Here is a 22936-nt window from a genome sequence, read left to right on the forward strand (position 1 = left end):
CTCACATGGCAACAGAGACAGTTGCGAAACCACGCACCAGCATGCGCGTACACGTCCAGAAATTCGGGACGTTCCTGTCCGGAATGATCATGCCCAACATCGGCGCCTTCATCGCCTGGGGCTTCATCACGGCGCTTTTCATCCCGGCCGGCTTCTTCCCCAATGCGGAGCTCGGCAAGCTTGTCGGGCCCATGATCACGTACATGCTCCCGCTGCTGATCGGCTACACCGGCGGCCGGATGGTCTACGGCGTGCGCGGCGGCGTGGTGGGCGCGGTGGCCACCATGGGCGTCATCGTCGGTACCGACATCCCCATGTTCATCGGCGCCATGATCCTTGGCCCGCTCACTGCCTGGATCATGATGAAGCTGGACAAGATCTGGGAAGGCCGCGTCAAGCCCGGCTTCGAAATGCTGATCGACAACTTCTCGGCAGGCATCGTTGCCGCCGCCATGGCGGTCGTCGGCATGCTGGTGGTCGGCCCGATCGTGAAGGCCTTCAGCAATGGCGCCAGCGCCGTGGTCGAATTCCTGGTCACCAACGGCCTGCTGCCCTTCACTAGCATCTTCATCGAGCCCGCAAAGGTCCTGTTCCTCAACAACGCCGTTAACCACGGCATCCTCACCCCGCTGGGCACGCAGCAGGCGCTCGAGCAGGGCAAGTCCATCCTGTTCCTGCTTGAAGCCAACCCCGGTCCGGGCTTCGGCATCCTGCTCGCCTTTTCCTTCTTCGGCAAGGGCCTGGCCAAGGCGTCCGCGCCGGGCGCAGCCGTGATCCAGTTCGTCGGCGGTATCCATGAGATCTACTTCCCGTACGTCCTGATGAAGCCGATGACGATCTTCGCCGCAATCGGCGGCGGCATGACCGGCATCTTTACGCTCGTGGTCACCGGTGCCGGACTCCGGTCCCCGGCAGCCCCGGGCAGCATCATCGCGGTCTACGCCTCCACGGCACGCGACAGCTACGTCGGCGTGACGCTCTCCGTCCTCTTTGCCACCACCGTGTCCTTCCTGATCGCCTCGGTGGTCCTGAAAGCCAGCAAGGCGCCCGCCGAAGACGACCTCGATCAGGCCACCCACCGGATGGAGGCCCTGAAGGGCAAGAAGAGCTCGGTGTCCGCAGCCCTGATCGGTGAGGGCGTGGGCGCCAGCGGCGTCGCCGTCCTCGCCACCCCGATCAAGAACATCGTCTTTGCCTGCGACGCCGGCATGGGCTCCAGCGCGATGGGCGCCTCGGTGCTCCGCAACAAGATCAAGGCCGCCGGATTCACGGACGTCAAGGTCACCAACTCCGCGATCGCCAACCTGACCGACACGTACGACGTCGTCATCACCCACCAGGACCTGACCGAACGGGCCAAGCCCGCGACCGCCAGCGCCGTACATGTCTCTGTGGACAACTTCATGAACAGCCCGCGGTACGACGAGATCGTGGAACTGGTCGAGGCCAGCAACACGGAAGCCGGCACCACGGACGCGGCCCCTGCCGCGGCCGCCGCCGGCACCGCCCCCGCGGCCGCCGAGGCAGAAGCCGAGGAGGGTCCCGCCGGCATCCTGGTGGCCGAAAGCGTCGTCCTCAACGGCCATGCGACCACGCGGGACGCCGCGATCGACGAGGCCGGGCAGCTTCTGCTGGACCGCGGCGCCGTCGACTCCGGCTACGTGGACGCCATGCACGAACGCGAGGAATCGGTCTCCACGTACATGGGCAGCTTCCTGGCCATCCCGCACGGCACCAATGCCGCGAAGGACCACATCATGAAGTCGGCGGTCTCCGTTATCCGCTACCCGAACGGCATCGACTGGAACGGCAAGGAAGTGAAGTTCGTCGTCGGTGTGGCCGGCGTCAACAACGAACACCTGCACATCCTGTCCTCAATCGCCAAGGTCTTCACCAACAAGGCCCAGGTGGCCCAGCTCGAGGCGGCCACCACGGTTGACGAAGTGCTGGCCCTGTTCGGAAAGGTCAACTCCTAGTGAAGGCTGTTCATTTCGGAGCCGGAAACATCGGGCGCGGCTTCGTGGGCCTGCTGCTGCACGACGCAGGGTACGAGGTGGTGTTCGCCGACGTCGCGGACGCCCTCATCACCGAGCTGGCCGCCGCGGACAGCTACGAGGTCCACGAAGTGGGAGAGAACCCCGCAGTCCGTACCGTCAACAACTTCCGGGCGCTGAACTCCGGCACCCAGGAGGCCGACGTCGTCGCGGAAATCGCGACGGCGGACATCGTCACCACCGCCGTGGGGCCGCACATCCTGAAGTTCGTGGCGCCCGTGATCGCCAAGGGGATTGCTGCCCGTGCCGCCGGGCTGGCGCCGCTGCAGGTGATGGCGTGCGAGAACGCGATCAACGCGACGGACATCCTGAAGTCCGAGGTCGTTGCCCAGTGGGATCCGGCCGCGGGCGCCCTGGCCGCGGCCGCCGTGTTTGCCAACACGGCGGTGGACCGGATTGTGCCGAACCAGGAGGCCGGGCAGGGCCTGGACGTCACGGTGGAGACGTTCTATGAGTGGGTGATCGACCGTACCCCGTTCGCCGGGAACGAGCCGGTGGTCCCGGGCGCGACGTTCGTTGACGATCTGGAACCGTATATCGAGCGGAAGCTGTTCACCGTCAACACGGGGCATGCGGCGGCGGCCTACTTCGGATTCGAGGCCGGCCTGGGCAAGATTTCCGAGGCCATGGCCGACCAGGACGTCGCGGCCGATGTGCGCGCCGTCCTGGACGAAACCAAGGAGCTGCTGGTGGCCAAGCACGGCTTCAACCGGGCCGAGCAGGAGGCGTACGTGGAAAAAATCCTGGGCCGCTTCTCGAACCCGCACCTGCCGGACACCGTCACCCGGGTGGGCCGTGCCCCGCTGCGCAAACTCAGCCGGCATGAGCGCTTCATCGGTCCCGCTGCCGAGCTGGCCGAACGCGGAATTGTCCCCGAGGCGCTTCTCGGGGCCATCGCCGCGGCCCTGCGCTTCAGTGATCCGGCCGACGCCGAGGCCGTGGAGCTGGCGAAAATCCTCTCCGCGTCCACGCCGGACGAGGCCACGGAGAAGATCACTGGCCTGCCGGCGGACCACCCGCTCTTTGCCGCCGTGTCCTCCCTCATCGAGGAGGCCAAAGCGGTCGTCTAGCCGCTCCAGCCCAACGACGCTCCCTCAGATCGCGCGGGTTTTTGGGCGACGCTCCCTCAGATGATTGTCCGATACACGGACCCTCCCTCACTTCTGGTGAGGGAGGGTCTGTGTTTTTGACGCGAAAAGTGAGGGAGGGACGGATGTTGACCATTAGGTTGCCTAACTGTTAGGCTACCTAACTATGAACGCCAGTCAACCGGCTGACCCCGGCCTCCTCGCTCTCGCCGAGGACTTCCGCGAGGCCCTCCGCCACAGTATCTACCTCGTCCGCCGGCTGGACGCCGACGGCGAACTCAGCGCCGCCCAGCTCAGCATGCTCAAGATGCTGTTGGACGCCGGGACCGCCGCAGGCGGTGTGCGGGTGGGCGAAATCGCCCGGAACCTCGGCGTCAAGGTGCCCAGTGCCACCGAGCAGATCATCAAGCTCGAACGCGCCGGCCTCGCCCGGCGCGAGCCGGACCCCGACGATTCCCGCGCCGTCCGGGTCACCCTCACGGACGCCGGCCTCGCCGCCGTCGCATCCGCCAACGAGCGCCGCAACACCGTCATGGCCGGCGTCCTCTCGTCCCTTTCGGGCGAAGACCGCGCCGCCCTCGCGGCCGCCCTCCCGGTCATCGGCAGGATCAACGCGACGCTCCTGGCCTGATCTTCACCCAACAATTCCAATCCCTTAGGAGTGCCCCCATGCACGGCCAGCCCGCCGACACCCTGCCGGCAGCGGAAGTAACCCTCGAGGCCGAGAAGGCCTCACTGCTCAAACAGCCCAAGGCGGTGTGGGCCACGGCCCTCGCGGCAGTGTTCGCCTTCATGGGGATCGGGCTGGTGGACCCCATCCTGCCGGCGATCGCCAAGAACCTGGACGCCTCGCCGAGCCAGGTGTCGCTGCTCTTCACAAGCTATTTCCTGGTGACCGCAGTCGCCATGCTGATCACCGGCTACGTCTCCTCCCGGATCGGCGGGAAGCGGACGCTCCTGATCGGGCTGGCGGTCATCGTCGTGTTCGCCTCCCTGTCCGGCACGTCGGGCAGCGTGGCTGAGCTCATCGGCTTCCGCGCCGGCTGGGGGCTGGGCAACGCCCTGTTCGTGGCCACGGCGCTGGCCGTGATTGTCGGCGTCGCAAGTGGCGGCGCCGGCACGGCGATCATCCTTTACGAGGCCGCGCTCGGCCTGGGCATTTCCCTCGGCCCGCTCCTGGGCGCACTGCTGGGCGGCTGGCAGTGGCGCGCCCCGTTCTTCGGCACGGCTGTGCTGATGGCCTCCGCATTCATCGCGCTGATTGCCCTGCTGCCCAAGACGCCGCTGCCCGAGCGGAAAGTCCGGCTCCGGGATCCGCTGCTGGCCCTCGGACACAAGGGGCTGCGGACGACTGCGGCCAGCGGCCTGTTCTACAACTACGGCTTCTTCACCGTCCTCGCCTTCACGCCGTTCATCCTCGGCATGGACGCCTACGGGATCGGCGGGGTGTTCTTCGGCTGGGGTGTGGCCGTCGCGGTCTTCTCAGTGTTTGCCGCCCCCGTGCTGCAGAACCGCTTCGKAGCGGTCCAGGTCCTCACCGGCACCCTGGTCCTGCTGATGCTCGACCTTGTGGGACTGGGCCTGGCCGCCGGGCACTCGGTGCCGGCCGTCGTCGTCCTCGTGGTCATTTCCGGGGCGCTCCTGGGCATCAACAACACCATCTACACGGAGTTGGCCATGGGCGTGTCCGACTCGCCGCGGCCGGTGGCCTCGGCCGGCTACAACTTCGTGCGCTGGATGGGCGGCGCCCTGGCACCGTTTGCCGCGGCGCAGCTGGGCGAGCACTTCGGTCCGCAGGTGCCCTTCTTCGCCGGCGCGCTGGCCATGGTGGCCGCCATTGCCGTCGTCTTCGGCGGACGCCGCTACCTGGCGGCGCACGAGCCGCACGTGGTGTAGCAACGCCCGGTGTTGTGCAGAACCCGCTGAGGTCACAAAGAACGCCCATGCTTCCGAGGAAGCATGGGCGTTCTTTGTCGGAACGCTGAAGGCGCGGCGGGCCTCACAGAAGCGCCGGCTCAGGCCCTGGCGGACTCTTTCGCGGATTCCTTGGCGGCTTCCTTTGCGGATCCCTTGGGTACGAACAGGGTTTCGGCCTGCTCCAGGGACATGCCGTTGGTCTCCGGGACCTTGAACATGACGAAGAAGAAAGACGCCGCCGCGAACAGCGCGTACATGGCGTACGTCAGCGGCAGGGAGGCCGCGGCCATGACCGGGAAGCTCAGGGTGATGGCGAAGTTGGCGATCCACTGCGCGGCCGCGGCCAGGCCCAGGGCCCGGGCGCGGATCCGGGACGGGAAGATCTCCCCCAGCAGTACCCACACCAGCGGGCCCCAGGAGGCGCCGAAGCTGATGACGAAGACGTTGGCGGCGACCAGCGCCGCTGGCCCCCACGCACCCGGCAGCGAGATCGCGTCGCCGGACCCGGTGGCCGAGCCGAAGGCCAGCGCCATGGTGCCCAGCGAGAGGGCCATGCCGATGGAGCCGGCCAGCATGATCGGACGGCGACCGATCCGGTCCACCAGGGCGATTGCCACGAGCGTGACCAGGATGTTGGTGACGGCGGTGGCCACGGAGATGGTGAGCGAATCCTTTTCCTGGAAGCCCACTGCCTTCCACAGCGTGGTGGAGTAGTAGAAGATCACGTTGATGCCGACGAACTGCTGCAGCACGGACAGGATGATACCGATCCAGACCACCGGCTGCAGGCCCAGGGCCTTGCCGCGCAGGGATCCCTTCTGGCCGGCGAGCTTGTCCTCGTCGATGGCCTTCTTGATGTCGCGCAGGTGCCGGTCCGAGTCATCGTCCGGGGCGATCGAATTGAAGACCCTGAGGGCCTCCTCGTCCTTGCCCTGGAACACCAGGAACCGCGGCGATTCGGGCAGGGTGAAGGCGATCCAGCCGTAGACGACCGCGGGGACGGCGGCGGCCATGAACATCCAGCGCCAGGCTTCCAAACCAAGCCACAGGGCCTGGTCCGCGCCGCCGGCCGACGTCGCGAACACGGCGTCGGAGAGCAGGGCGGCGAAGATGCCGGTGGTGATCGCCAGCTGCTGCAGCGAGGCCAGGCGGCCCCGGACGTGGCGGGGGGAAATTTCGGAAATGTAGGCCGGCGCGATCACCGAGGCCAGGCCGATGCCGAGCCCGCCCACCAGGCGCCAGAAGATCAGGTCCCAGACGCCGAACGCGAACCCGGTGCCGATGGCGCTGACGAGGAACAGCAGCGCGCCCAGCTTCATGGCCGGGATCCGGCCGTAGCGGTCGGCGATCTTGCCGGCCAGGTAGGCCCCTGCCGCGCAGCCGAGGAGGGCCACGGCGACGGCGAAGCCGGTCACAGCCTCGCTGAGGGCGAACTCGTCCTTGATTGCGTCGACGGCGCCGTTGACGACGGAGGAGTCAAAGCCGAAGAGGAAGCCGCCGACGGCGCCCGCTACGGCCAGCCAAATGACCCTTTTTGGGATCTTGGCGGCGGTCTGGTCATGGGTGGTGGTCATACGGCTCCCTTGGCAGTTCGCGGTCCACGGCCTTCGCCGCAACTACCCAGTCTTGCACCCGACCCGGCGTGCCCCCTGTCACAACCACCGGAAAGTGAGACGAAACATACACTTTGCCGCTGCTGCGGCTGAGGACAGACGACGACGGCCGGCAGTCCAGAAAGACTGCCGGCCGTCGTCGTGTTCCAGACCTCGGGATCGCCTAGTGGGCGGCGGCCACGGCGCCCTCCCGGGCAACCGCCTTCGGGTCCGTGAGCTTCTTGTTCGGCAGGGCGAACGTGATCAGGAAGGCGATGCCGGTGAGCACGGCGGCCGTGAGCATGACGGCGTCGATCGACTGCGCGAAGCCCTCGACGATGGGACGGGTGAGCGTCGGGTTGGCCGTGTGCAGCCAGCTGGTGTCGTTCAGCGAGTCGTTGCTGGCGCCGTTCTTGAAGAAGTCGTAGAGCTGAGCGTTGGCCGGGTCGGCGGCCACGGCCGGATCCTTGAGCACCTTGAGGTAATCAGCATTCTGCGCGGCGTCCTTCATGCCCGTGGCGATCTTGTCCGCCGCGAGGCTGAAAAGCATCGAGATGAACACGGCAGTGCCAACAGCGCCGCCCATGGAACGGAAGAACGCGGCGGAGGAAGTGCCCACGCCCATGTCCTTCGAGGGCACGGAGACCTGCATGGCCAGCGTCAGCGGCTGCATGCAGAAGCCGAGTCCCAGGCCAAAGAACACGGCGATGGCGCCGGGGACCCACAGTGGGGTGTCCACGCCGAGGGAGAGGCCCATGACGACGGCGGCCACCGTCAGCGTAGCGGTGCCAAGGATCGGGAAGATCCGGTAGGTGCCCGAGGCCGAGATGGTCCGGCCCGCTGTGATGGAGCCGGTGAGGATGCCCACGGTGAAGGTGATCATCATGAGGCCGGCCTCGGTGGGGGTCAGGCCCTTGACCAGCTGCAGGTACATGGGCAGCATCGCGATGGCGCCGAACATGCCGATGCCGATGATGAAGTTCAGCAGCGAGGACAGGCCGAAGGTGATGTTCTGGAACAGTCGGAGCGGGATCAGCGCGTAGTCGGCGGCGTGCCGTTCGGCAAGCAGGAACGCGATGATACCCACGACGCCGAGCCCGTAGCAGAGGTAGGAGTTCGCGGAGCTCCAGCCCCAGGTGCGGCCCTGTTCGGCCACGAGGAGGAGCGGCACAATGGCCAGCGTGATGGCCGCGGCGCCCCAGTAGTCGATCTTCTGCTTCACGTGCTTGGCGGGGAGGTGCAGGTACATGAACACCACTGTGAGGGCCGCGAGACCGATCGGGATGTTGATCAGGAACACCCAGCGCCAGCCGTCGATCCCGAGGATGGTTTCGGTGCCCGCGAAGGCGCCGCCGATCACCGGGCCCAGGACGGAGGAGATGCCGAAGACCGACATGAAGTAGCCCTGGTACTTGGCCCGGTCCTTGAGCGGCACGATGTCGCCGATGATGGTCAGGGCGAGGGCCAGGAGGCCGCCGGCGCCCATGCCCTGGATGCCGCGGGCAATGGCGAGTTCGGTCATCGAGTGGACCGAGCCGGCATAGAGCGAACCGGCGAGGAAGATCACGATGGCGATGAGATACAGCGGGCGGCGCCCGAAGATGTCACTGAGCTTGCCGTAGAGCGGCGTGCTCACCGTGGAGGTGATGAGGTAGGCGGTGGTGGCCCAGGCCTGCAGGGAGAGGCCGTCGAGGTCATTGGCGATCGTGTAGATCGAGGTGGACACGATTGTCTGGTCCAGCGAAGACAGGAACATGCCGAGCATGAGTCCCACCATGACGGTGATGGTCTGACGGTGGGTCAGGACCTCTCCCGCGGCGCGCACGGAGGTGGTTTTGGACATGACTGCTCCAAGGTGAAGTGGGGGATTAAGCGGATAGTTGCTTTCAGTAACTATGTTACTGGCTGAATTGTTCCCGCCACTACCTCGGGGAGAAGAAAGTCCTTACCGTTCGACCAGGATCCCGTCCGGATCGCACCAGATCATCACGCCCGGGCGGATGGCCACGCCGTCGATCTCCAGAGGCACGTCGATTGCCCCGGCGCCGTCCTTGGCGCTCTTGCGCGGGTTGCTGCCCAGTGCCTTGACCCCGAGCGGCAGCGCCGCGATGGCGAGCCGGTCCCGGATGGCACCGTTGATGACGACGCCGGCCCAGCCGTTCGCGACGGCGCTCGCCGCGATCATGTCCCCCATCAGTGCCGTGCGGAGGGAACCGGCGCCGTCGACCACCAGGACGGAGCCGTGGCCGGGAGTGGCCAGCACGGTCTTGACCAGCGCGTTGTCCTCAAAGCAGCGAATGGTCCGGACCGGTCCGCTGAAATGCGTGTGCCCGCCCAGGGACTGGAACTGCACCGACACGGATTCCAGCTCCCCGCCGCGCTCGTCGTAAAGGTCTGCAGTATTCAGGGCGGAAGCGTTCACAGTGACTCCTTGCGTGTTTACGGGATGACATGGCAGAGCGGGTTGGCAGTGTGTTTCATGATCGAGACTCGCACATTGCGCCCAGATCCGCCGAGTCCCGGTAGTCTGGCTGCGCACTGATACATATGCCTGAGCATCAGTTCCAGGGGGAGCCATGAGCATGTCCGATACCACCGCGCCGGCGCTCGCCGAACCCGAACGCCGCGTCCGGCCTGTCTGGACGGCAGGGGTGGTGCTGGTCAACGTCGGCATCAACGCGGCATTCTTCGGCCCGCTCCAGGTGCTCCTCGGCCAGCAGGCGGCAGCCTTTAGCGAACCGGACAAGGAAGCCATCCTCGCCCTCGTGACGGGTGCGGGGGCGGCCGTGTCCCTGGTGGCCAATCCCCTCTTCGGCGCCTTCAGCGACCGGACCACCGCGCGCCGGGGGCGGCGGGTGCCGTGGGTGCTCTTCGGTGCCGTCCTGGGTGCCGCGGCCCTGATCGCGCTGGCGGGCGCCCCGGGCGTTGCCGCCATGACGCTGCTCTGGTGCCTCGTCCAGGCCGGCTGCAACGGCGCCTATGCGGCCATCACGGCGGCCATCCCGGACCGCGTGCCGGTACCCCAGCGCGGCATGGTCGGCGGCCTTGCCGCCATGGGCCAGACAGCGGGAGTCCTGGCAGGGGCGGCGATCGCCGCCGCCGTCGCCGGAAACTTCGCCGCGGGGTATGTTGTCTGCGCGGTGGCGCTGCTCGCCGGCGTCGTGCTCTATTACTTCAAGAACGACGACGTTCCGCTGCCTGCGCAGGCCCGTCCGCCGTTCAGCCTGGGCGGCTTTGTGCGGGGTTTTTGGATTTCCCCGGCCCGCCATCCGGATTTTGCCTGGGCCTGGCTGACTCGGCTCCTGGTGAACATCGGCAACCATATGGTCACCCTCTATCTGCTGTTCTTCCTCAACGACGCCGTCCGCGTCCGCGAAACCCAGGGTATCGAGCCCGAGTTTGGCGTCCTGATCCTCACGGGCCTGTATGCGGTCATGGTGATCATCACCAGCGTGGTCGGCGGCCGGCTGAGCGACCGCCTGGGCCGCCGGAAGCCGCTGGTCATCATCTCATCCGCCGTGATCGCCGCAGCCTCCCTCATTCTTGCCTTCGCCCCCACCTGGCCGGGTGCGCTGATCGGCGCGTCCGTGCTCGGCATCGGCTTCGGCTGCTATCTGGCGGTGGACTTTGCCCTCATTACCCAGGTGCTGCCCACGGCCCTGAACCGGGGCAGGGATCTTGGCGTCATCAACATTGCCAACTCGCTGCCGCAAGTGCTCGCCCCGCTGATCGCGTACCCCTTTGTTGCCTTCTGGGGCGGCTATGTGGCGCTGTACGTGGCGGCCGCCGTGATTGGGCTTCTGGGGGCCGTGTTCGTGGTGAAGATCAAGGGCGTGGACTGAGCCGCCCGCGTTCCGTACAGGGGGCTTCGGCGCCCCGGTCTACTCGCCGGGCGCCCGGATTCGTGGCGTATAGTGGACGGCAATTGCCGCGGCAGCGCGGTGGGCGGATCGCGCCCGGCTGCCGAGAAAAACGACCCCCCGGAACGCTGCTGATGCCTGATTTTCACTCAGATCTTCCACCGATGGCCCCTCCACCCACTCTGCCCCGGCAGCGGCTCCGTTACGTGCGGATCCTTGATGTCGCCGCGGGGTTTGCCCGCAAAGGCCTGGACTCCGTGGTCCTGTCCGAGGTGGCGGCCAAGGCGGACGTGCCACTGGGGACGCTGTACCGCTACTTCCCGTCGGCCACCCAACTGGTCCTGGCGCTGTACCGCAAGCAACTGGGCGAACTGCTCGCGGGGAGCTCGCCGGCGGCCGGCAAGGTGGCGGCCCAGGCCCTCGCGGGAGTGGTGATGGAGATCTTCCACATGCGCCTGATGCAGCCCGCCGTGGAGCAGTCCCTCAACCGGGCGGTCTACGTCAAGGACAACGACACAACGCGGCTGCTGCGCGAGATCGATGCGACGGCCGAGAAGGCAGTCACTGCGGCGTGCGGCGACCCGGCAGTGGCCCGGGTCCTGCTGCTCACGGTTACGGGCCTGGTCCAGGCCGTCCGCTGCCGCCGGCTGTCCCTCTTCGAAGCGGAGGAGGACCTGAAGAAGGCTTGTTCCCTCCTGCAGCGGGCCCCGCAGGCCGCGTAACTGGTCTAGACCAGCGGCCCGGAATATGCCCTCCCGCGTGTGATCCGGGTCACATATTCTGGAGGGGAAACGTTTCACCACGGGGTGGTAACGCTCCCGGCGGGCGTAACGGGCGCGATGCCCTGTTTACCATTGCTGGACCGGAGCCGGCTGACGCCAGCAATTCGGGGAAACACCGGCGACCGCCACCTCTGGTCGCCGCCGCCCCTGCCAGACCAACTTGAGCATCCTTGCTTGAGCTTCCATGAGCCGTGCGCCCACGGTGAGCCCCAGGAGACAACGACGTGTCCACTGAAACGATCATTCCCGCCGATTCCACCTCCCCGGCTGAGGCAGTAGCCGTGCTCAGCGACGAGGAAATCTTCGCATCCCACGAGGGCGGCAAGCTGTCGATTTCCAGCACCGTCCCGCTTGCCAGCAAGCGCGACCTCTCCATCGCCTACACACCTGGTGTCGCCCAGGTCAGCCGCGCCATCCACGCCAACCCGGAGCTCGCCAAGACGCTCACGTGGGCCCAGCGCCTCGTGGTGGTGGTCAGCGACGGCACGGCCGTGCTGGGGCTGGGCAACATCGGCGCCAGCGCCTCGCTGCCCGTGATGGAGGGCAAGTCCGCGCTGTTCAAGGCCTTTGGCGAACTCGACTCCATACCGCTGGTCCTCAACACCACGAACGTCGACGAAATCATCGAGACTCTTGTCCGGCTGCGCCCCAGTTTCGGCGCCGTCAACCTTGAGGACATCGCCGCGCCCCGCTGCTTCGAGCTCGAGGAGAAACTCATCGAGGCGCTGGACTGCCCGGTCATGCACGATGACCAGCACGGCACCGCCGTCGTAGTCCTCGCCGCCCTGACCAACGCCGCCAAGGTGACCGGCCGGACCCTCGACAGCCTGCGTGTGGTGGTCTCCGGCGCCGGGGCCGCCGGGATCGCGGTCGCCGAAATCCTGCTGACGGCCGGGATCGGCGACGTCGTCCTCCTGGACTCCCGCGGCACCATCAACAAGGACCGCGCGGACATCGCCGCCGATCCGGCCAGCAAGAAGGCCCAGCTCGCCGCCCGCAGCAACCCGCGTGGCGTGACAGGCGGCCCGGGGGAGGCGCTGCTCGGCGCCGACGTGTTTGTCGGGGTCTCCTCTTCGAAGCTGGACGAGGAGCACCTCAAGCTGATGAACCACAGCTCGATCGTGTTTGCCCTGTCGAACCCGGACCCGGAAGTCCTGCCGGAGGTCGCGGGCAAGTACGCGGCCGTCGTCGCCACCGGACGCAGCGACTTCCCGAACCAGATCAACAATGTCCTGGCCTTCCCCGGCATTTTCCGCGGCGCCCTCGACGCCGGCGCCCGCCGGATCACGCCGGCCATGAAGCTCGCCGCGGCCCGGGCCATCGCGGAACTGGCCGAGGATGACCTTTCGGCGGACTACATCGTGCCCAGCCCGCTGGATCCGCGCGTGGCCCCGGCTGTCTCCGCGGCAGTCGCCGTAGCGGTGGCTGCCGAGTAGCCGGACCGCGTCAGAAAACATCCGACACCGGACGACGACGGCGGCGCTTCCCTAGGGGGAGCGTCGCCGCTGTCGTTCGGCGGGAAACCACCAGCACTCCGTCCGGGATCCGGAAAACTCAAGCCAGAGGGCCAGCTCTGTCCGGAATGGGACACCGGCAGAATAGACGTGGCCGACGGCATCAAGTCGCTGAAAATCACCGCCCCGGACGGTCTGGAGATCATTGCCGTCTGCGTCAAGGCCGGCTCGGCCAAGCAGGGCCTCGGCGCTCAGATCGACTACTTCTATTCCAGCCAGCTGTCCGTGACAATCTCGCACTACTCGGGCAAGGACATCTCGCACTACTCCGTCATGTACGGGGAGCCGTCCGGAAGTTAGGCGCCGGCATTCCCGGTCCCGGGGCCGTCAACGGCAGCCCCGGGACCGGCCATAGACTGGTGCGATGAACCCCGAGATTGTCGTGACAGTGCTCTGCGGCCTCGCCATCGTGGTGGGCGTTGCCGGGACGATCATTCCCGTTCTGCCCGGCAGCATCCTGATTGGGGCGAGCCTGCTGGCCTGGGCTCTGTGGGGCGGCGCCGGGACCACCGGTTGGGTGGTCTTCGGGATCGGGATGCTTTTCGTTCTGGCCGGCATGGCCGCCAGCACCGTCCTGACCGGCCGGAAGCTCAAGGAGCACAGCATCCCGAGCCGTTCCGTGGTGGTGGGCCTCGTGCTGGGCGTGGCCGGCATGTTCGTCATCCCCGTGGTGGGGCTCTTTCTGGGCTTCGCCGCCGGGCTCCTGCTCAGCGAGCTGCAGCGGACCCGTGTGTTCGGCACCGCAGTGGCCTCGAGCTGGGCCGCGCTGAAGGCCACGGGCCTGGGCATGATCGTGGAATTCGGCCTCGCGTGCCTCGCCGCGAGCACCTGGGTGATCGGCCTCTGGGTGGCCTCGGCGGCCTAGCAGCGGCCTGCCGGAGCCTACTACCATGGGGGAATGAGCGCCGGACTTGGCGAATCCGCCCCCCAAATTCCCGACGGCCGCATTCCCGCTGGCCAGCTTGCTGACGGCGAAAGTCCCGACGGCCAGCGCAGGCCGTACACGGACACCCGTGACCTGACGCCGTTCCGCAAGGTAGTGGTACGGACACCCGTCCGCGGCCTGGCCGGCACCGTGGGCGGCGCGGTGGCCGGACTCATGGCGGGCCGGGCACCCGGGACGCTGGCCGCCGAAGGCGGGGTGCCCCGGCTGGGCAGGGTAGGGGGCCGGACCTCCGCCAAGAGGATGAAAGCCGTGCACTCCGCCGTCTTCGGCAGCACCGATCCTGACCGCCTGATAACCCTGGCCCGTTCCTACCCCGGCTGGGCAGGGGTGTGCTATCTCATGGCCGGGCTGCTGGCGTACGCCCACGGCGGGCACCTGCGCGCGTCCGAACTCCTGCAGCACGGCCTGAGACTGCGGAACGACGAGGACGCCAACCGCTACGCCGGCGAATACCTGGCCGGCGTGGTCACCAGGGTGGAGGTGGCCGAGCGGATTGAGGTTCCGGTGCTCTTCTCCGAGGAGGCCGTGTTCCTGGCGCTGTCCCATTCCCTGCGCGAGACCGGCCAGACGGAGGCGGCGCTGGCGGCGCTGGCCGGCCTGCCGCCGTCGTTGCCGCTCGCCCTGGCGCGCTGTTCGCTGGAGGCCGAGCTGGGACGCGACGTCGACGTGGTGGCAGAGACCGAGGGCCTGCTGAACGCGGATGATCTGTCCGCGGCCCTGCTGCTGGTGCGTGCCCGGTCGCTGCGCAGGCTCGGCGCCTACACCGCATCCCGGTCTGCCCTGCAGGAAGTCCTGCGGCGCCGGAAGACTGACTTCACCCTCCGCAGCGACGCGCTGACGGACACCGCCCTGCTCCTCCTCGAGGCGGGCCGCAAAACCCTCGGCGGCCGGGACTGGCAGCGCCACAAACCTGCACAGCTGGAGGCCGTGAAAGCCATCCGCAAAGACGCCGAAATGCACGAACTCTGGGACCGCGAATACGGGCGCGCTGACGACGACTGACAGGCTTCCACGCCCGATCGCGGCCAAATCCACGTATCCACTACTCTTGCGGGCCCCTGGGGCGCGGAGTACAAACGAGGCATGAGAGATGCGGTGGAGCGCTGGATGCAGCACTACATCACGGCGTGGACGACGAACGATCCGGAGGACATCCGGGCGCTGTTTACCGAAGACGCCATCTATGCGACCAGCCCCCAGGAAGCCGAACCGTGGCAGGGCCGGGACGATATCGTGGAGCACTGGCTTGCCGGGCGTGATGAGCCGGATGACTGGATGTTTGAATGGAAGCTGCTGGGGGTCGACGGCGGCCGGGCGTTTGTGCAGGGCCTGACGACCTATCGCGGCAACAGCCGGAGCTATGACAACTTGTGGGTCATCCAACTGACCGCGGACGGCCGCGCGTCGTCCTTCACCGAGTGGTACATGCAGCGCAAGTAGCCCCAGGGCGGATTCGCGCCCTCACCCGTGCGTCATGGCTGCGCTGAGGGCGGGCACGATCTGCTCGGCGAGCAGCAAGGCGCCCAGGGCCAGCATGATGATCCCGCTGGCCAGCGTCACTTGGCGCGCTGCGCCCGGCCTGGCCTGCAGCAGTTTCCGCGCCAGGAGTGCCACACAGCTGTAGATGACGCCCACGAGCAGGATGAAGGTCAGCCCGAGCAGACCCGACTGGACCGGGACCGGCCACGCGGCGTCAGGGCTGACGAACTGCGGCACCAGGGCCACGAAGAACAGCAGGCCCTTGGGGTTGATTCCGCTGATGCCCATGCCCTGGAGGAAAACCCGGAACTGGCTCGCGGGTGTGGCGGCACCGGGAGCAGCGGTGCCGGTGCTGAAGCTGGCCCCGCGCCAGGACCGCAGGGTGCTGAAGCCCAGCCACAGCAGGTAGAGGGCGCCCGCCGCGGTCAGCCAGCCCAGCACGCCGGGCATCCCGGCGAGCAGTGCCGCCAGGCCCAGCACCAGCAGCGCCGTGTGGAGGGCGTAGCCCCCGCAAAGACCGGCGACGGCGGGCGCGAAGCTGCGCTGCCGGAGCCCGGCCGCGATCGAATAGGCCCAGTCGACGCCGGGGGTGCATGCCAGGGCGACGGCGACAACCAGGAAGGCGAGGAAAAGCTGGGGGTTCATGGCGGGCTCCAGGAGTGCGGCACCCCGTGGCGGGTACAAGAAAAACTCTAGGCAAATTCGGCCGGGAAGTGCTCGCTTATTTACTGAAGAATCACCGCTTTTGGGTAAGATAATTGCGTGATTGACGCCATTGACAGAAGTATTTTGCGCTACCTCAAATCGGACGGCCGGATGACTGCCACGGCCCTGGCGGCCAAGGTGGGGTTGACCGTGGCTCCGTGCCATCGCCGGCTGCGGGATCTGGAGGCCGCCGGGATCATCCGGGGCTACCGGGCGGATATTGATCCGGCCGCGGTGGGGCTCGGTTTCGAGGCGATCGTGTTCGTGACCCTGCGCCAGGTGGACCGTTCCACCATGGAGATCTTCGAGAGCCGGGTGGCCGGCAATCCCAACATCGTCGAGGCCCAGCGGCTCTTCGGGTCGCCGGACTACCTGCTCAAGGTCATCGCGGAGGACCTGCCGTCCTACCAGCGTTTCTACGACAGTGAACTGACCTCGCTGCCCGGCGTCGAGCGCCTGACGTCAACGCTGGTCATGAAGAACCTGAAGGCCAACGCCGGGCCGCCGGTCTAAAGCGGCCGCCTGCTCAGGCGCCGAGCAGTCCCGTGGTCCGGTAGGGAATGACCTCGCGCAGGAACATGCTCGTTGAGGTCCGGACGATTCCGGGGCACAGCCGGATTTCCTCGGACACGCGGTAGAGATCGTCCGGGCTCTTGGCCACCACCCGGATCAGGAGATCGGTATCGCCGGCCGGGGCATGGCATTCGAGCACTTCCGGGATGTTGCGCAGGGCGGCGATTGCCTCGTTGAGGTGGCTCTGGTCCAGTTCCGCGCTGACCGCGGCCGCCACGCCGCGGCCCAGGGCGGACGGCAGCACCCGGCTGCTGTTCGGCCGGAGCGCGCCCGACGCCGACATCCGCTCCAGGCGGGACTGGACGGTGCCGCGGGCCAGGCCCAGCTTTTGCGCCAGCACCATGATCGGCACGCGGGGATCTTCGTCCAGCGCGGCGAGGATCCGCCGGTCCGTCGCGTCGAGCTCCTGCAAAATGACTACTTCCTGTTCGCGGCCCGGGCTGTGGTTGATCAGATTGACTACTCTGGGGCCGGTCCGTTGCATCAACTGTAGGGCTTCTGCTCAAATGGTGACAACAAGGGGACGAGGCCACCGCCACGATCCCGAAGGCTACGGACATCCCGGCACACCACCCGGACCCCGGACGAGGCTCCCGCAAGGAACCAGCCGCTGATTGACTCTTGTTCACGCATCGTCTTTCCGCACAACGCACTCGCGGCAAGAGCCCCTGAGCCACCGACGTCGGATTTCCCGAAGTCATCGGTAGCTGAGGGGCTCTTGTGCTGCTCCGCATAGGCTAGTCACATGACCTCAGCTGGCCGCTTCGCCCCCAGTCCCTCCGGCGAACTGCATGTGGGCAACCTCCGGACGGCCATCCTGGCGTGGCTGTTCGCCCGGTCCGGGGGGCGGCGGTTCCTGTTGCGGGTGGAGGACCTGGACCGTGCCCGGGCCGGCGCCGAGGCCGAGCAACTCCGCGACCTGGCGGCGATCGGCGTGAGCTGGGACGGCGGCGTCGTGCGCCAGACGGAGCGTGAGCACCTGTATGACGGGGCGATCGCGGAGTTGACGGCGGCCGGCCTGACGTATGAGTGCTTCTGTACCCGCCGCGAAATCCAGGAGGCCCCCTCGGCACCGCACGCTCCGCTGGGCGCCTACCCGGGAACGTGCCGGAACCTCAGCGGCGCCGAGCGCGAGGCCAAGCGGGCCGCCCGGCCGCCGGCTGTCCGGCTCCGCTCCACCGTGGCCGAGGCGACGGTGTGGGACGTGCTCCACGGCAGTTACACGGGGGTGGTCGACGACTTCGTGCTCCGGCGCAACGACGGCGTGACGGCCTACAACCTGGCCGTGGTGGTGGACGACGCCGCGCAGGGCATCGACCAGGTGGTCCGCGGCGATGACCTGCTGCCGTCCACGCCGCGCCAGGCATATTTGGCGTCGCTGCTCAATATGCCTGTTCCGGAATATGCGCATGTGCCGCTGGTACTGAACGCCGACGGTGCCAGGCTGGCCAAGCGCGACGGCGCCGTCACGCTCGCCGACCTGGCGTTGGCCGGGGTGGGCGCGGACCAGGTCCGGGACACTTTGCTGGACTCCCTTGGCCTCCCGCCGGGCCGCCTCGACGATGTCCTCGCCGCCTTCGACAGGGCCTCCCTGCCCCGCGAGCCCTGGGTGTGGCCCGGGGTGCCGGGAGCGCACAAGGGGGCGCATCCGGGAACCGGCCTGCGGGCAGGGACGGACAGCCGCGGCGCGTAGGCTGGATTCATGACCGAGCCCGCACACCCCCAGCCCCGCTTCACTGTCGAGACAGCCAAGGTCCTGGCCGAGGTGGCCCACAACCGCCAGAAGGACAAGCTCAAGCGGCCATACCGGGAGCATGTGCTCGCCGTCGGGGACGCCCTGGCGGACTTCGACGACGACATCCGGATCGCCGGGTACCTCCACGACATCGCCGAGGACACCCCGATGACGCGGCAGGCGCTGCTGGACATGGGGGTCTCCGAGCGTGCCGCGGACATCATCGAACGGGTCACGAAGCGCCTGCATGAGAACCCGGACGACTACCAGGCCGGCATCCGGTACATCGCCGAGGACCACGACGCCACGCTCGTGAAGATTGCCGACAACGCGCACAATTCGCTGCCCGAACGGGTCAAGGCGCTGGCCGAAAAGTGGCCGGACAAGCCCCCGGTCACCCGCTACGACGATGCCCGCCCGGTGCTCTACGCCGCCGTTCCTGTCGAGGAAACCCGGAAAATCCTGGCCCGGATCAATCCCTGGCTGTTGAACGAACTCGACGACATGCTCGACGAGGCGGACGACACGGACTACGAGTTCCTCTCCTATGACGTCCCCGCAGCAGACACGGCAGCAGACGCTGCAGCAGCAGACGCGGAAGCTGCGCCGGGCGATGCTCCGGCCGGCGACACCGGGTCCGCACGGGACTGAGCATGCGCGCCTACGTCCTCACACGCTACGGCGGCCCGGACGCCATGGAACTCCGGGATGTTCCGGATCCCCAGCCAGGCCCGGGCGACGTCCGGATCAAGGTCGCCGCGGCCGGGCTGAACCCGGTGGACTTCAAGTTCCGCCGGGGCGCGCTGCGGCCCATCAGCCATGTCCGACTGCCGATCGTTGCCGGCTGTGAACTCGCCGGGACGGTCGACGCAATCGGACCCGGGCCCAACCGCTTTTCCATCGGCGACCGCGTCTACGCCCGGGTGGACAAGGCCAGGCTTGGAGCCTTCGCCGAGCTGGTGTGCGTGCAGCAGGAATTAGTGGCCGCCATGCCGGCGTCGCTCGGATTCGCCGAGGCCGCAGGACTGCCGCTGGCCGGGCTCACTGCGCTGCAGGCCCTCCGCGATGAACTTGCCGTGGGCCGCGGCACCCGGCTCTTCATCTCCGGCGGCGCCGGCGGGGTGGGAACACTCGCCATCCAGCTCGCCAAGTATCTCGGCGCCCAGGTCACCACCACGGCATCGGCCCGCGGCGAGGCGCTCGTGCGCCGCCTGGGGGCGGACGCCGTCATCGACTACAACCGGGATGACTTCTCCGCGGTACTKCGCGGGTTCGACGCGGTCCTGGACCTGGTCGGCGGCGTGACCCTCAGGGATTCCTTCCGCATTCTTCGGCCCGGCGGCAGGGTGGTATCCATTGCCGGCGTTCCCGAGCCGCTCACCGCGACGAAAGACCTCGGCTCGCCGCCGATGATCACCGCCGCGTTCTGGCTGATGAGCATGGGCATCCGCCGCCGCGCCCGCAAGGCGAAAGCCAGCTACCGTTACCTGTTCATGCACCCCAGCGGGGATGATTTGCGCACCCTGGCGGCCCTCGTCGACGCCGGCCACGTGCAGCCGGTCATGGACCGCACCTACCCGTTCGCGGAAATTGGGGGAGCCTTCGCCGCGCTCGAACAGGGCCACGCCAAGGGCAAGATCGTCGTCACCCTCTAGCGGCTCCCGGCTGGCGGGCCCGCCACAGCAGGCCGATGTAGACCAGGTCAAAGACGCTGCAGAGCACCCCCACGCCCAGGATCAGGGGCGAGTTGCCGTACCAGCCCAGCGCGATCGTAGGCGCGAGGGTACCGACCCACTTGGCCACGGCGATCAGCAGGGTCTGGCCGCGGGTGCCGGCCCGGGCGGCGAACATGGCGATGAACAACCCGGACATCAGCAGATTCTGCAGGAACGCCGCGTAACGGGCCGCGTCGTCCCAGCCGAACTGGACGACGAACAGCAGCTGTACCGCGAAGGACGTGACGCCCAGCAGGAGCGCCCAGCCGATGAACAGCCGCCGCGTCACCCAGGCCGGCAGCTCGGAGCGGCCGAACTTCAGGAAGGTGTACACAATCACGACGTCGGCCAGGCCCCACGCGATATTGAAGACCCCCTGGGCGGTGATTCCGGTCGCGATGGAGCGCGTGGCGTAGATGGCCTCCCAGGCGAAATTCAGGGCCAGCGCGGCGGCCGGGATCGCGTAGCTCCGGTCCTTGAAGCCGATCCGGATGGCATCGACGTAGACCACGGTCCAGGCCAGGCCGCTCACAACCGTCAGAAACAGGATCACGGTCCCTCCTCGCATGCGCAGGCGTCAATTTGTGCCGACACAGCGAGCATATCGATGGCTGGCAGAGGCCGCTCAGCGGAAGGTCAGGGAGCAGCAGACGGCCCCGTTGCAGCGTGGCCGCAACCTTTGAAGTTCTAGGCTTGCGGCCAGGACGAAGACGTCTGTTTCCCATGAGGAGTAACCATGACTGTTTATGTCCAGCCCGGCCAAGAAGGATCCAAGGTCCAGTTTAAGGACCGCTACGAGAACTGGATCGGCGGCGAATGGGTGGCTCCTACTACCGGCCAGTACATCGAGAACGTCTCCCCGGTGAACGGCAAGCAATTCACTGAGGTGGCCCGAGGCGCAGCCGCCGACGTTGAGCTGGCGCTTGATGCCGCCCATAAGGCCGCTCCCTCCTGGGGCAAGGCCTCGGCCACCGAGCGCGCCGCCGTCCTGAACAAGATCGCCGACCGCATCGATGCGAACCTGGAGATGCTCGCCGTCGCCGAATCCTGGGACAACGGCAAGCCGATCCGCGAAACCCTCAACGCGGACATCCCGCTCGCGGCGGACCACTTCCGCTACTTCGCCTCCGCCGTCCGGGCCCAGGAGGGCAGGCTGTCCCAGCTCGACGACGACACCACGGCCTACCACTTCCACGAGCCGCTCGGCGTCGTGGGCCAGATCATTCCCTGGAACTTCCCCATTCTCATGGCGGTCTGGAAAATGGCTCCGGCCCTGGCCGCCGGCAATGCCGTCGTCCTCAAGCCCGCGTCTAATACCCCGGCCTCCATCCTGGTGCTGGCCGAGCTCATCGCGGACCTGCTGCCCGCCGGCCTGCTGAACATCGTCAACGGCTTCGGCTCGGAGGTCGGCAAGCCGCTGGCCTCCAGCCCGCGTATCCGCAAGATCGCCTTCACCGGCGAAACCTCCACCGGCCGGCTGATCAGCCAGTACGCCAGCCAGAACCTGATTCCGGTCACGCTGGAGCTCGGCGGCAAGAGCCCGAACATCTTCTTCAACGACGTCGCCGACACCAACGATGCCTTCTACGACAAGGCCCTCGAGGGCTTCACCCTGTATGCCTTCAACCAGGGCGAAGTCTGCAGCAGCCCGTCGCGCGCCCTGGTCCAGGACGGCATTTACGATTCCTTCATGGCCGACGCCGTGGCCCGCACGCAGCAGATCATCCAGGGCAACCCGCTGGACACCACCACCCAGATCGGTGCCCAGGCGTCTGTAGGCCAAATGGAGAAGATCCTCTCCTACATCGACATCGGGCTCCAGGAGGGCGCCAGGATCCTCGCCGGCGGGAACCAGGCACAGCTCGACGGAGACCTGGCCGGTGGCTTCTACGTCCAGCCGACCATCTTCGAGGGCAACAACAAAATGCGGATTTTCCAGGAGGAAATCTTCGGTCCTGTCGTGTCGGTGGCGCGGTTCAGCGACTACAACGACGCCATCAGTATCGCCAACGACACGCTCTACGGCCTCGGCGCCGGCGTCTGGTCCCGCAACGGCAACGTCGCCTACCGCGCCGGCCGTGAGATCCAGGCCGGCCGAGTGTGGGTCAACAACTACCACACCTACCCCGCCGGTGCCGCGTTCGGCGGGTACAAGTCCTCCGGCATCGGCCGCGAGAACCACGCCATGATGCTGGACCACTACCAGCAGACCAAGAACCTGCTGGTCAGCCACTCAGAGAACAAGCTCGGCTTCTTCTAAAGCCGATCAAGGGCCGGCCGCTACAGCGGCGGGCCCCTTGACGCACCCTTTCAACGACGGCACCACGAAGGACTCACAAATGACGAGAATGTTGATTATTGGCCCGCCCGGATCCGGCAAAGGCACCCAGGCGGAACGGATATCCGAGCGCCTCGGCATCGTTGCGATCTCCACCGGCGACATCTTCCGAGCCAACGTCAAAGGCGGAACGCCGCTGGGGCTGGAAGCAAAGCAGTACATCGACAACGGCGACTTCGTCCCGGACAGCGTGACCAACAAGATGGTGCGGGACAGGCTGCTGCAGGAAGACGCCACGTCGGGCTTCCTGCTGGACGGCTACCCGCGCACCACATGCCAGGTTGACGAGCTGGACGACATTCTGGCGTCCGGAGACCGGGTTCTTGACGTCGTCCTGCAGTTGACTGCCGACGACGAGGAACTGGTCTCCCGTCTCCTGCACCGTGCCAAGGAAACCGGGCGGAGCGACGACAACGAGGCCGTGATCCGCCACCGGCTGGACCTGTACCACGGGCAGACGGAAGCTGTGGTGGCGAAGTATGCCGAGCGCGGCATACTGGCCCAAGTTGACGGCTTGGGCGGGATCGACGACGTCACAAACAGGGTGATACGGAGCCTGGAACATCCCGTTCAGACCTCCGTCGTGAGCGGACGCTAGCACTGACGACGACGACGGCGCCGCCCACCAAAGTGGGCGG

General features: G+C 67.3%; 23 protein-coding genes. 17 read left to right on the plus strand and 6 right to left on the minus strand.

The window, feature by feature from the left end; translation table 11 throughout:
- Positions 1-5 precede the first annotated feature (5 nt).
- The 4 genes from AC1D1S_RS00745 (at position 6) to AC1D1S_RS00760 (ending at position 5038) form a co-directional block, all read left to right on the plus strand.
- Positions 6-1976 (plus strand): PTS mannitol transporter subunit IICBA, encoded by a 1971-nt coding sequence (locus tag AC1D1S_RS00745; protein WP_243178064.1) that lies wholly within the window; start codon positions 6-8, stop codon positions 1974-1976.
- On the plus strand, positions 1976-3124 hold the full coding sequence (locus AC1D1S_RS00750) for a mannitol-1-phosphate 5-dehydrogenase (RefSeq protein WP_476993501.1): 1149 nt from the start codon (positions 1976-1978) through the stop codon (positions 3122-3124). Before AC1D1S_RS00745 ends, AC1D1S_RS00750 begins: the two co-directional genes overlap by 1 nt.
- Positions 3125-3308: 184 nt before the next feature.
- Positions 3309-3773 carry a MarR family winged helix-turn-helix transcriptional regulator gene (locus AC1D1S_RS00755; protein ID WP_476993502.1) on the plus strand — a complete coding sequence of 155 codons (465 nt, stop codon included), beginning with the start codon at positions 3309-3311 and terminating at the stop codon, positions 3771-3773.
- Positions 3774-3811: 38 nt separating this feature from the next.
- Entirely contained in the window at positions 3812-5038 is a 1227-nt protein-coding gene (locus tag AC1D1S_RS00760; protein ID WP_476993503.1) for an MFS transporter, read from the plus strand.
- Positions 5039-5157: 119 nt separating this feature from the next.
- Here the strand turns inward: AC1D1S_RS00760 and AC1D1S_RS00765 are convergent, their stop codons facing one another.
- From AC1D1S_RS00765 to rraA, 3 genes are all read right to left on the minus strand, one after another.
- Complete coding sequence (locus tag AC1D1S_RS00765; protein ID WP_243178060.1) at positions 5158-6633, minus strand: sugar porter family MFS transporter; 1476 nt, start codon at positions 6631-6633, stop codon at positions 5158-5160.
- Positions 6634-6835: 202 nt separating this feature from the next.
- On the minus strand, positions 6836-8494 hold the full coding sequence (locus AC1D1S_RS00770; RefSeq protein ID WP_243178059.1) for an MDR family MFS transporter: 1659 nt from the start codon (positions 8492-8494) through the stop codon (positions 6836-6838).
- A 102-nt stretch (positions 8495-8596) separates the two neighbouring features.
- Positions 8597-9073, minus strand: a complete 477-nt coding sequence (rraA, locus tag AC1D1S_RS00775) for a ribonuclease E activity regulator RraA (protein ID WP_028277568.1) — start codon at positions 9071-9073, stop codon at positions 8597-8599.
- 154 nt (positions 9074-9227) lie between these two features.
- On the opposite strand from rraA, the gene AC1D1S_RS00780 reads away from it, so the two are divergent.
- From AC1D1S_RS00780 to AC1D1S_RS00810, 7 genes are all read left to right on the plus strand, one after another.
- Positions 9228-10493 (plus strand): MFS transporter, encoded by a 1266-nt coding sequence (locus tag AC1D1S_RS00780; RefSeq protein WP_476993504.1) that lies wholly within the window; start codon positions 9228-9230, stop codon positions 10491-10493.
- Positions 10494-10675: 182 nt separating this feature from the next.
- Positions 10676-11233, plus strand: a complete 558-nt coding sequence (locus AC1D1S_RS00785) for a TetR/AcrR family transcriptional regulator (RefSeq protein WP_439954085.1) — start codon at positions 10676-10678, stop codon at positions 11231-11233.
- Between the two features lie 302 nt (positions 11234-11535).
- The gene (locus AC1D1S_RS00790; RefSeq protein ID WP_476993512.1) at positions 11536-12729 is read left to right on the plus strand and encodes an NAD(P)-dependent malic enzyme; all 1194 of its coding nucleotides are present in this window, start codon (positions 11536-11538) and stop codon (positions 12727-12729) included.
- Positions 12730-12897: 168 nt separating this feature from the next.
- Positions 12898-13107, plus strand: coding sequence for a hypothetical protein (locus AC1D1S_RS00795; protein ID WP_476993505.1), 210 nt, complete (start codon positions 12898-12900; stop codon positions 13105-13107).
- A gap of 64 nt (positions 13108-13171) precedes the next feature.
- Positions 13172-13672, plus strand: a complete 501-nt coding sequence (locus AC1D1S_RS00800; RefSeq protein ID WP_476993506.1) for a DUF456 domain-containing protein — start codon at positions 13172-13174, stop codon at positions 13670-13672.
- Between the two features lie 33 nt (positions 13673-13705).
- The gene (locus AC1D1S_RS00805; RefSeq protein ID WP_243178054.1) at positions 13706-14755 is read left to right on the plus strand and encodes a hypothetical protein; all 1050 of its coding nucleotides are present in this window, start codon (positions 13706-13708) and stop codon (positions 14753-14755) included.
- Positions 14756-14836: 81 nt separating this feature from the next.
- Complete coding sequence (locus AC1D1S_RS00810) at positions 14837-15193, plus strand: nuclear transport factor 2 family protein (protein WP_028277562.1); 357 nt, start codon at positions 14837-14839, stop codon at positions 15191-15193.
- Between the two features lie 21 nt (positions 15194-15214).
- Here the strand turns inward: AC1D1S_RS00810 and AC1D1S_RS00815 are convergent, their stop codons facing one another.
- Positions 15215-15877, minus strand: a complete 663-nt coding sequence (locus tag AC1D1S_RS00815) for a LysE family translocator (protein ID WP_028277561.1) — start codon at positions 15875-15877, stop codon at positions 15215-15217.
- A 117-nt stretch (positions 15878-15994) separates the two neighbouring features.
- Between AC1D1S_RS00815 and AC1D1S_RS00820 the strand changes: the two genes are divergently transcribed.
- Positions 15995-16450 carry an Lrp/AsnC family transcriptional regulator gene (locus tag AC1D1S_RS00820; protein WP_079555658.1) on the plus strand — a complete coding sequence of 152 codons (456 nt, stop codon included), beginning with the start codon at positions 15995-15997 and terminating at the stop codon, positions 16448-16450.
- 13 nt (positions 16451-16463) lie between these two features.
- On the opposite strand, the gene AC1D1S_RS00825 is transcribed toward AC1D1S_RS00820, so the two are convergent.
- Positions 16464-16922 (minus strand): Lrp/AsnC family transcriptional regulator, encoded by a 459-nt coding sequence (locus tag AC1D1S_RS00825; protein ID WP_476993513.1) that lies wholly within the window; start codon positions 16920-16922, stop codon positions 16464-16466.
- A gap of 333 nt (positions 16923-17255) precedes the next feature.
- On the opposite strand from AC1D1S_RS00825, the gene gluQRS reads away from it, so the two are divergent.
- From gluQRS to AC1D1S_RS00840, 3 genes are read left to right on the plus strand one after another with little or no spacing between them, the layout of a single operon-like run.
- Positions 17256-18203 carry a tRNA glutamyl-Q(34) synthetase GluQRS gene (gene gluQRS / locus AC1D1S_RS00830; RefSeq protein ID WP_476993507.1) on the plus strand — a complete coding sequence of 316 codons (948 nt, stop codon included), beginning with the start codon at positions 17256-17258 and terminating at the stop codon, positions 18201-18203.
- Between the two features lie 9 nt (positions 18204-18212).
- Positions 18213-18896 (plus strand): HD domain-containing protein, encoded by a 684-nt coding sequence (locus AC1D1S_RS00835; RefSeq protein WP_243178052.1) that lies wholly within the window; start codon positions 18213-18215, stop codon positions 18894-18896.
- 2 nt (positions 18897-18898) lie between these two features.
- Positions 18899-19900, plus strand: coding sequence for an NADP-dependent oxidoreductase (locus AC1D1S_RS00840; RefSeq protein WP_476943129.1), 1002 nt, complete (start codon positions 18899-18901; stop codon positions 19898-19900).
- Here the strand turns inward: AC1D1S_RS00840 and AC1D1S_RS00845 are convergent.
- Entirely contained in the window at positions 19890-20513 is a 624-nt protein-coding gene (locus AC1D1S_RS00845; protein ID WP_243178050.1) for a transmembrane-type terpene cyclase, read from the minus strand. The genes AC1D1S_RS00840 and AC1D1S_RS00845 overlap by 11 nt on opposite strands.
- A 183-nt stretch (positions 20514-20696) precedes the next feature.
- On the opposite strand from AC1D1S_RS00845, the gene exaC reads away from it, so the two are divergent.
- Both exaC and AC1D1S_RS00855 read left to right on the plus strand, forming a co-directional pair.
- Entirely contained in the window at positions 20697-22220 is a 1524-nt protein-coding gene (gene exaC, locus AC1D1S_RS00850) for an acetaldehyde dehydrogenase ExaC (protein WP_476943131.1), read from the plus strand.
- Positions 22221-22308: 88 nt separating this feature from the next.
- On the plus strand, positions 22309-22896 hold the full coding sequence (locus tag AC1D1S_RS00855; RefSeq protein WP_476993514.1) for an adenylate kinase: 588 nt from the start codon (positions 22309-22311) through the stop codon (positions 22894-22896).
- Positions 22897-22936 lie beyond the last annotated feature (40 nt).

It is taken from the genome of Arthrobacter sp. P1_A5 (genome assembly GCF_056406825.1).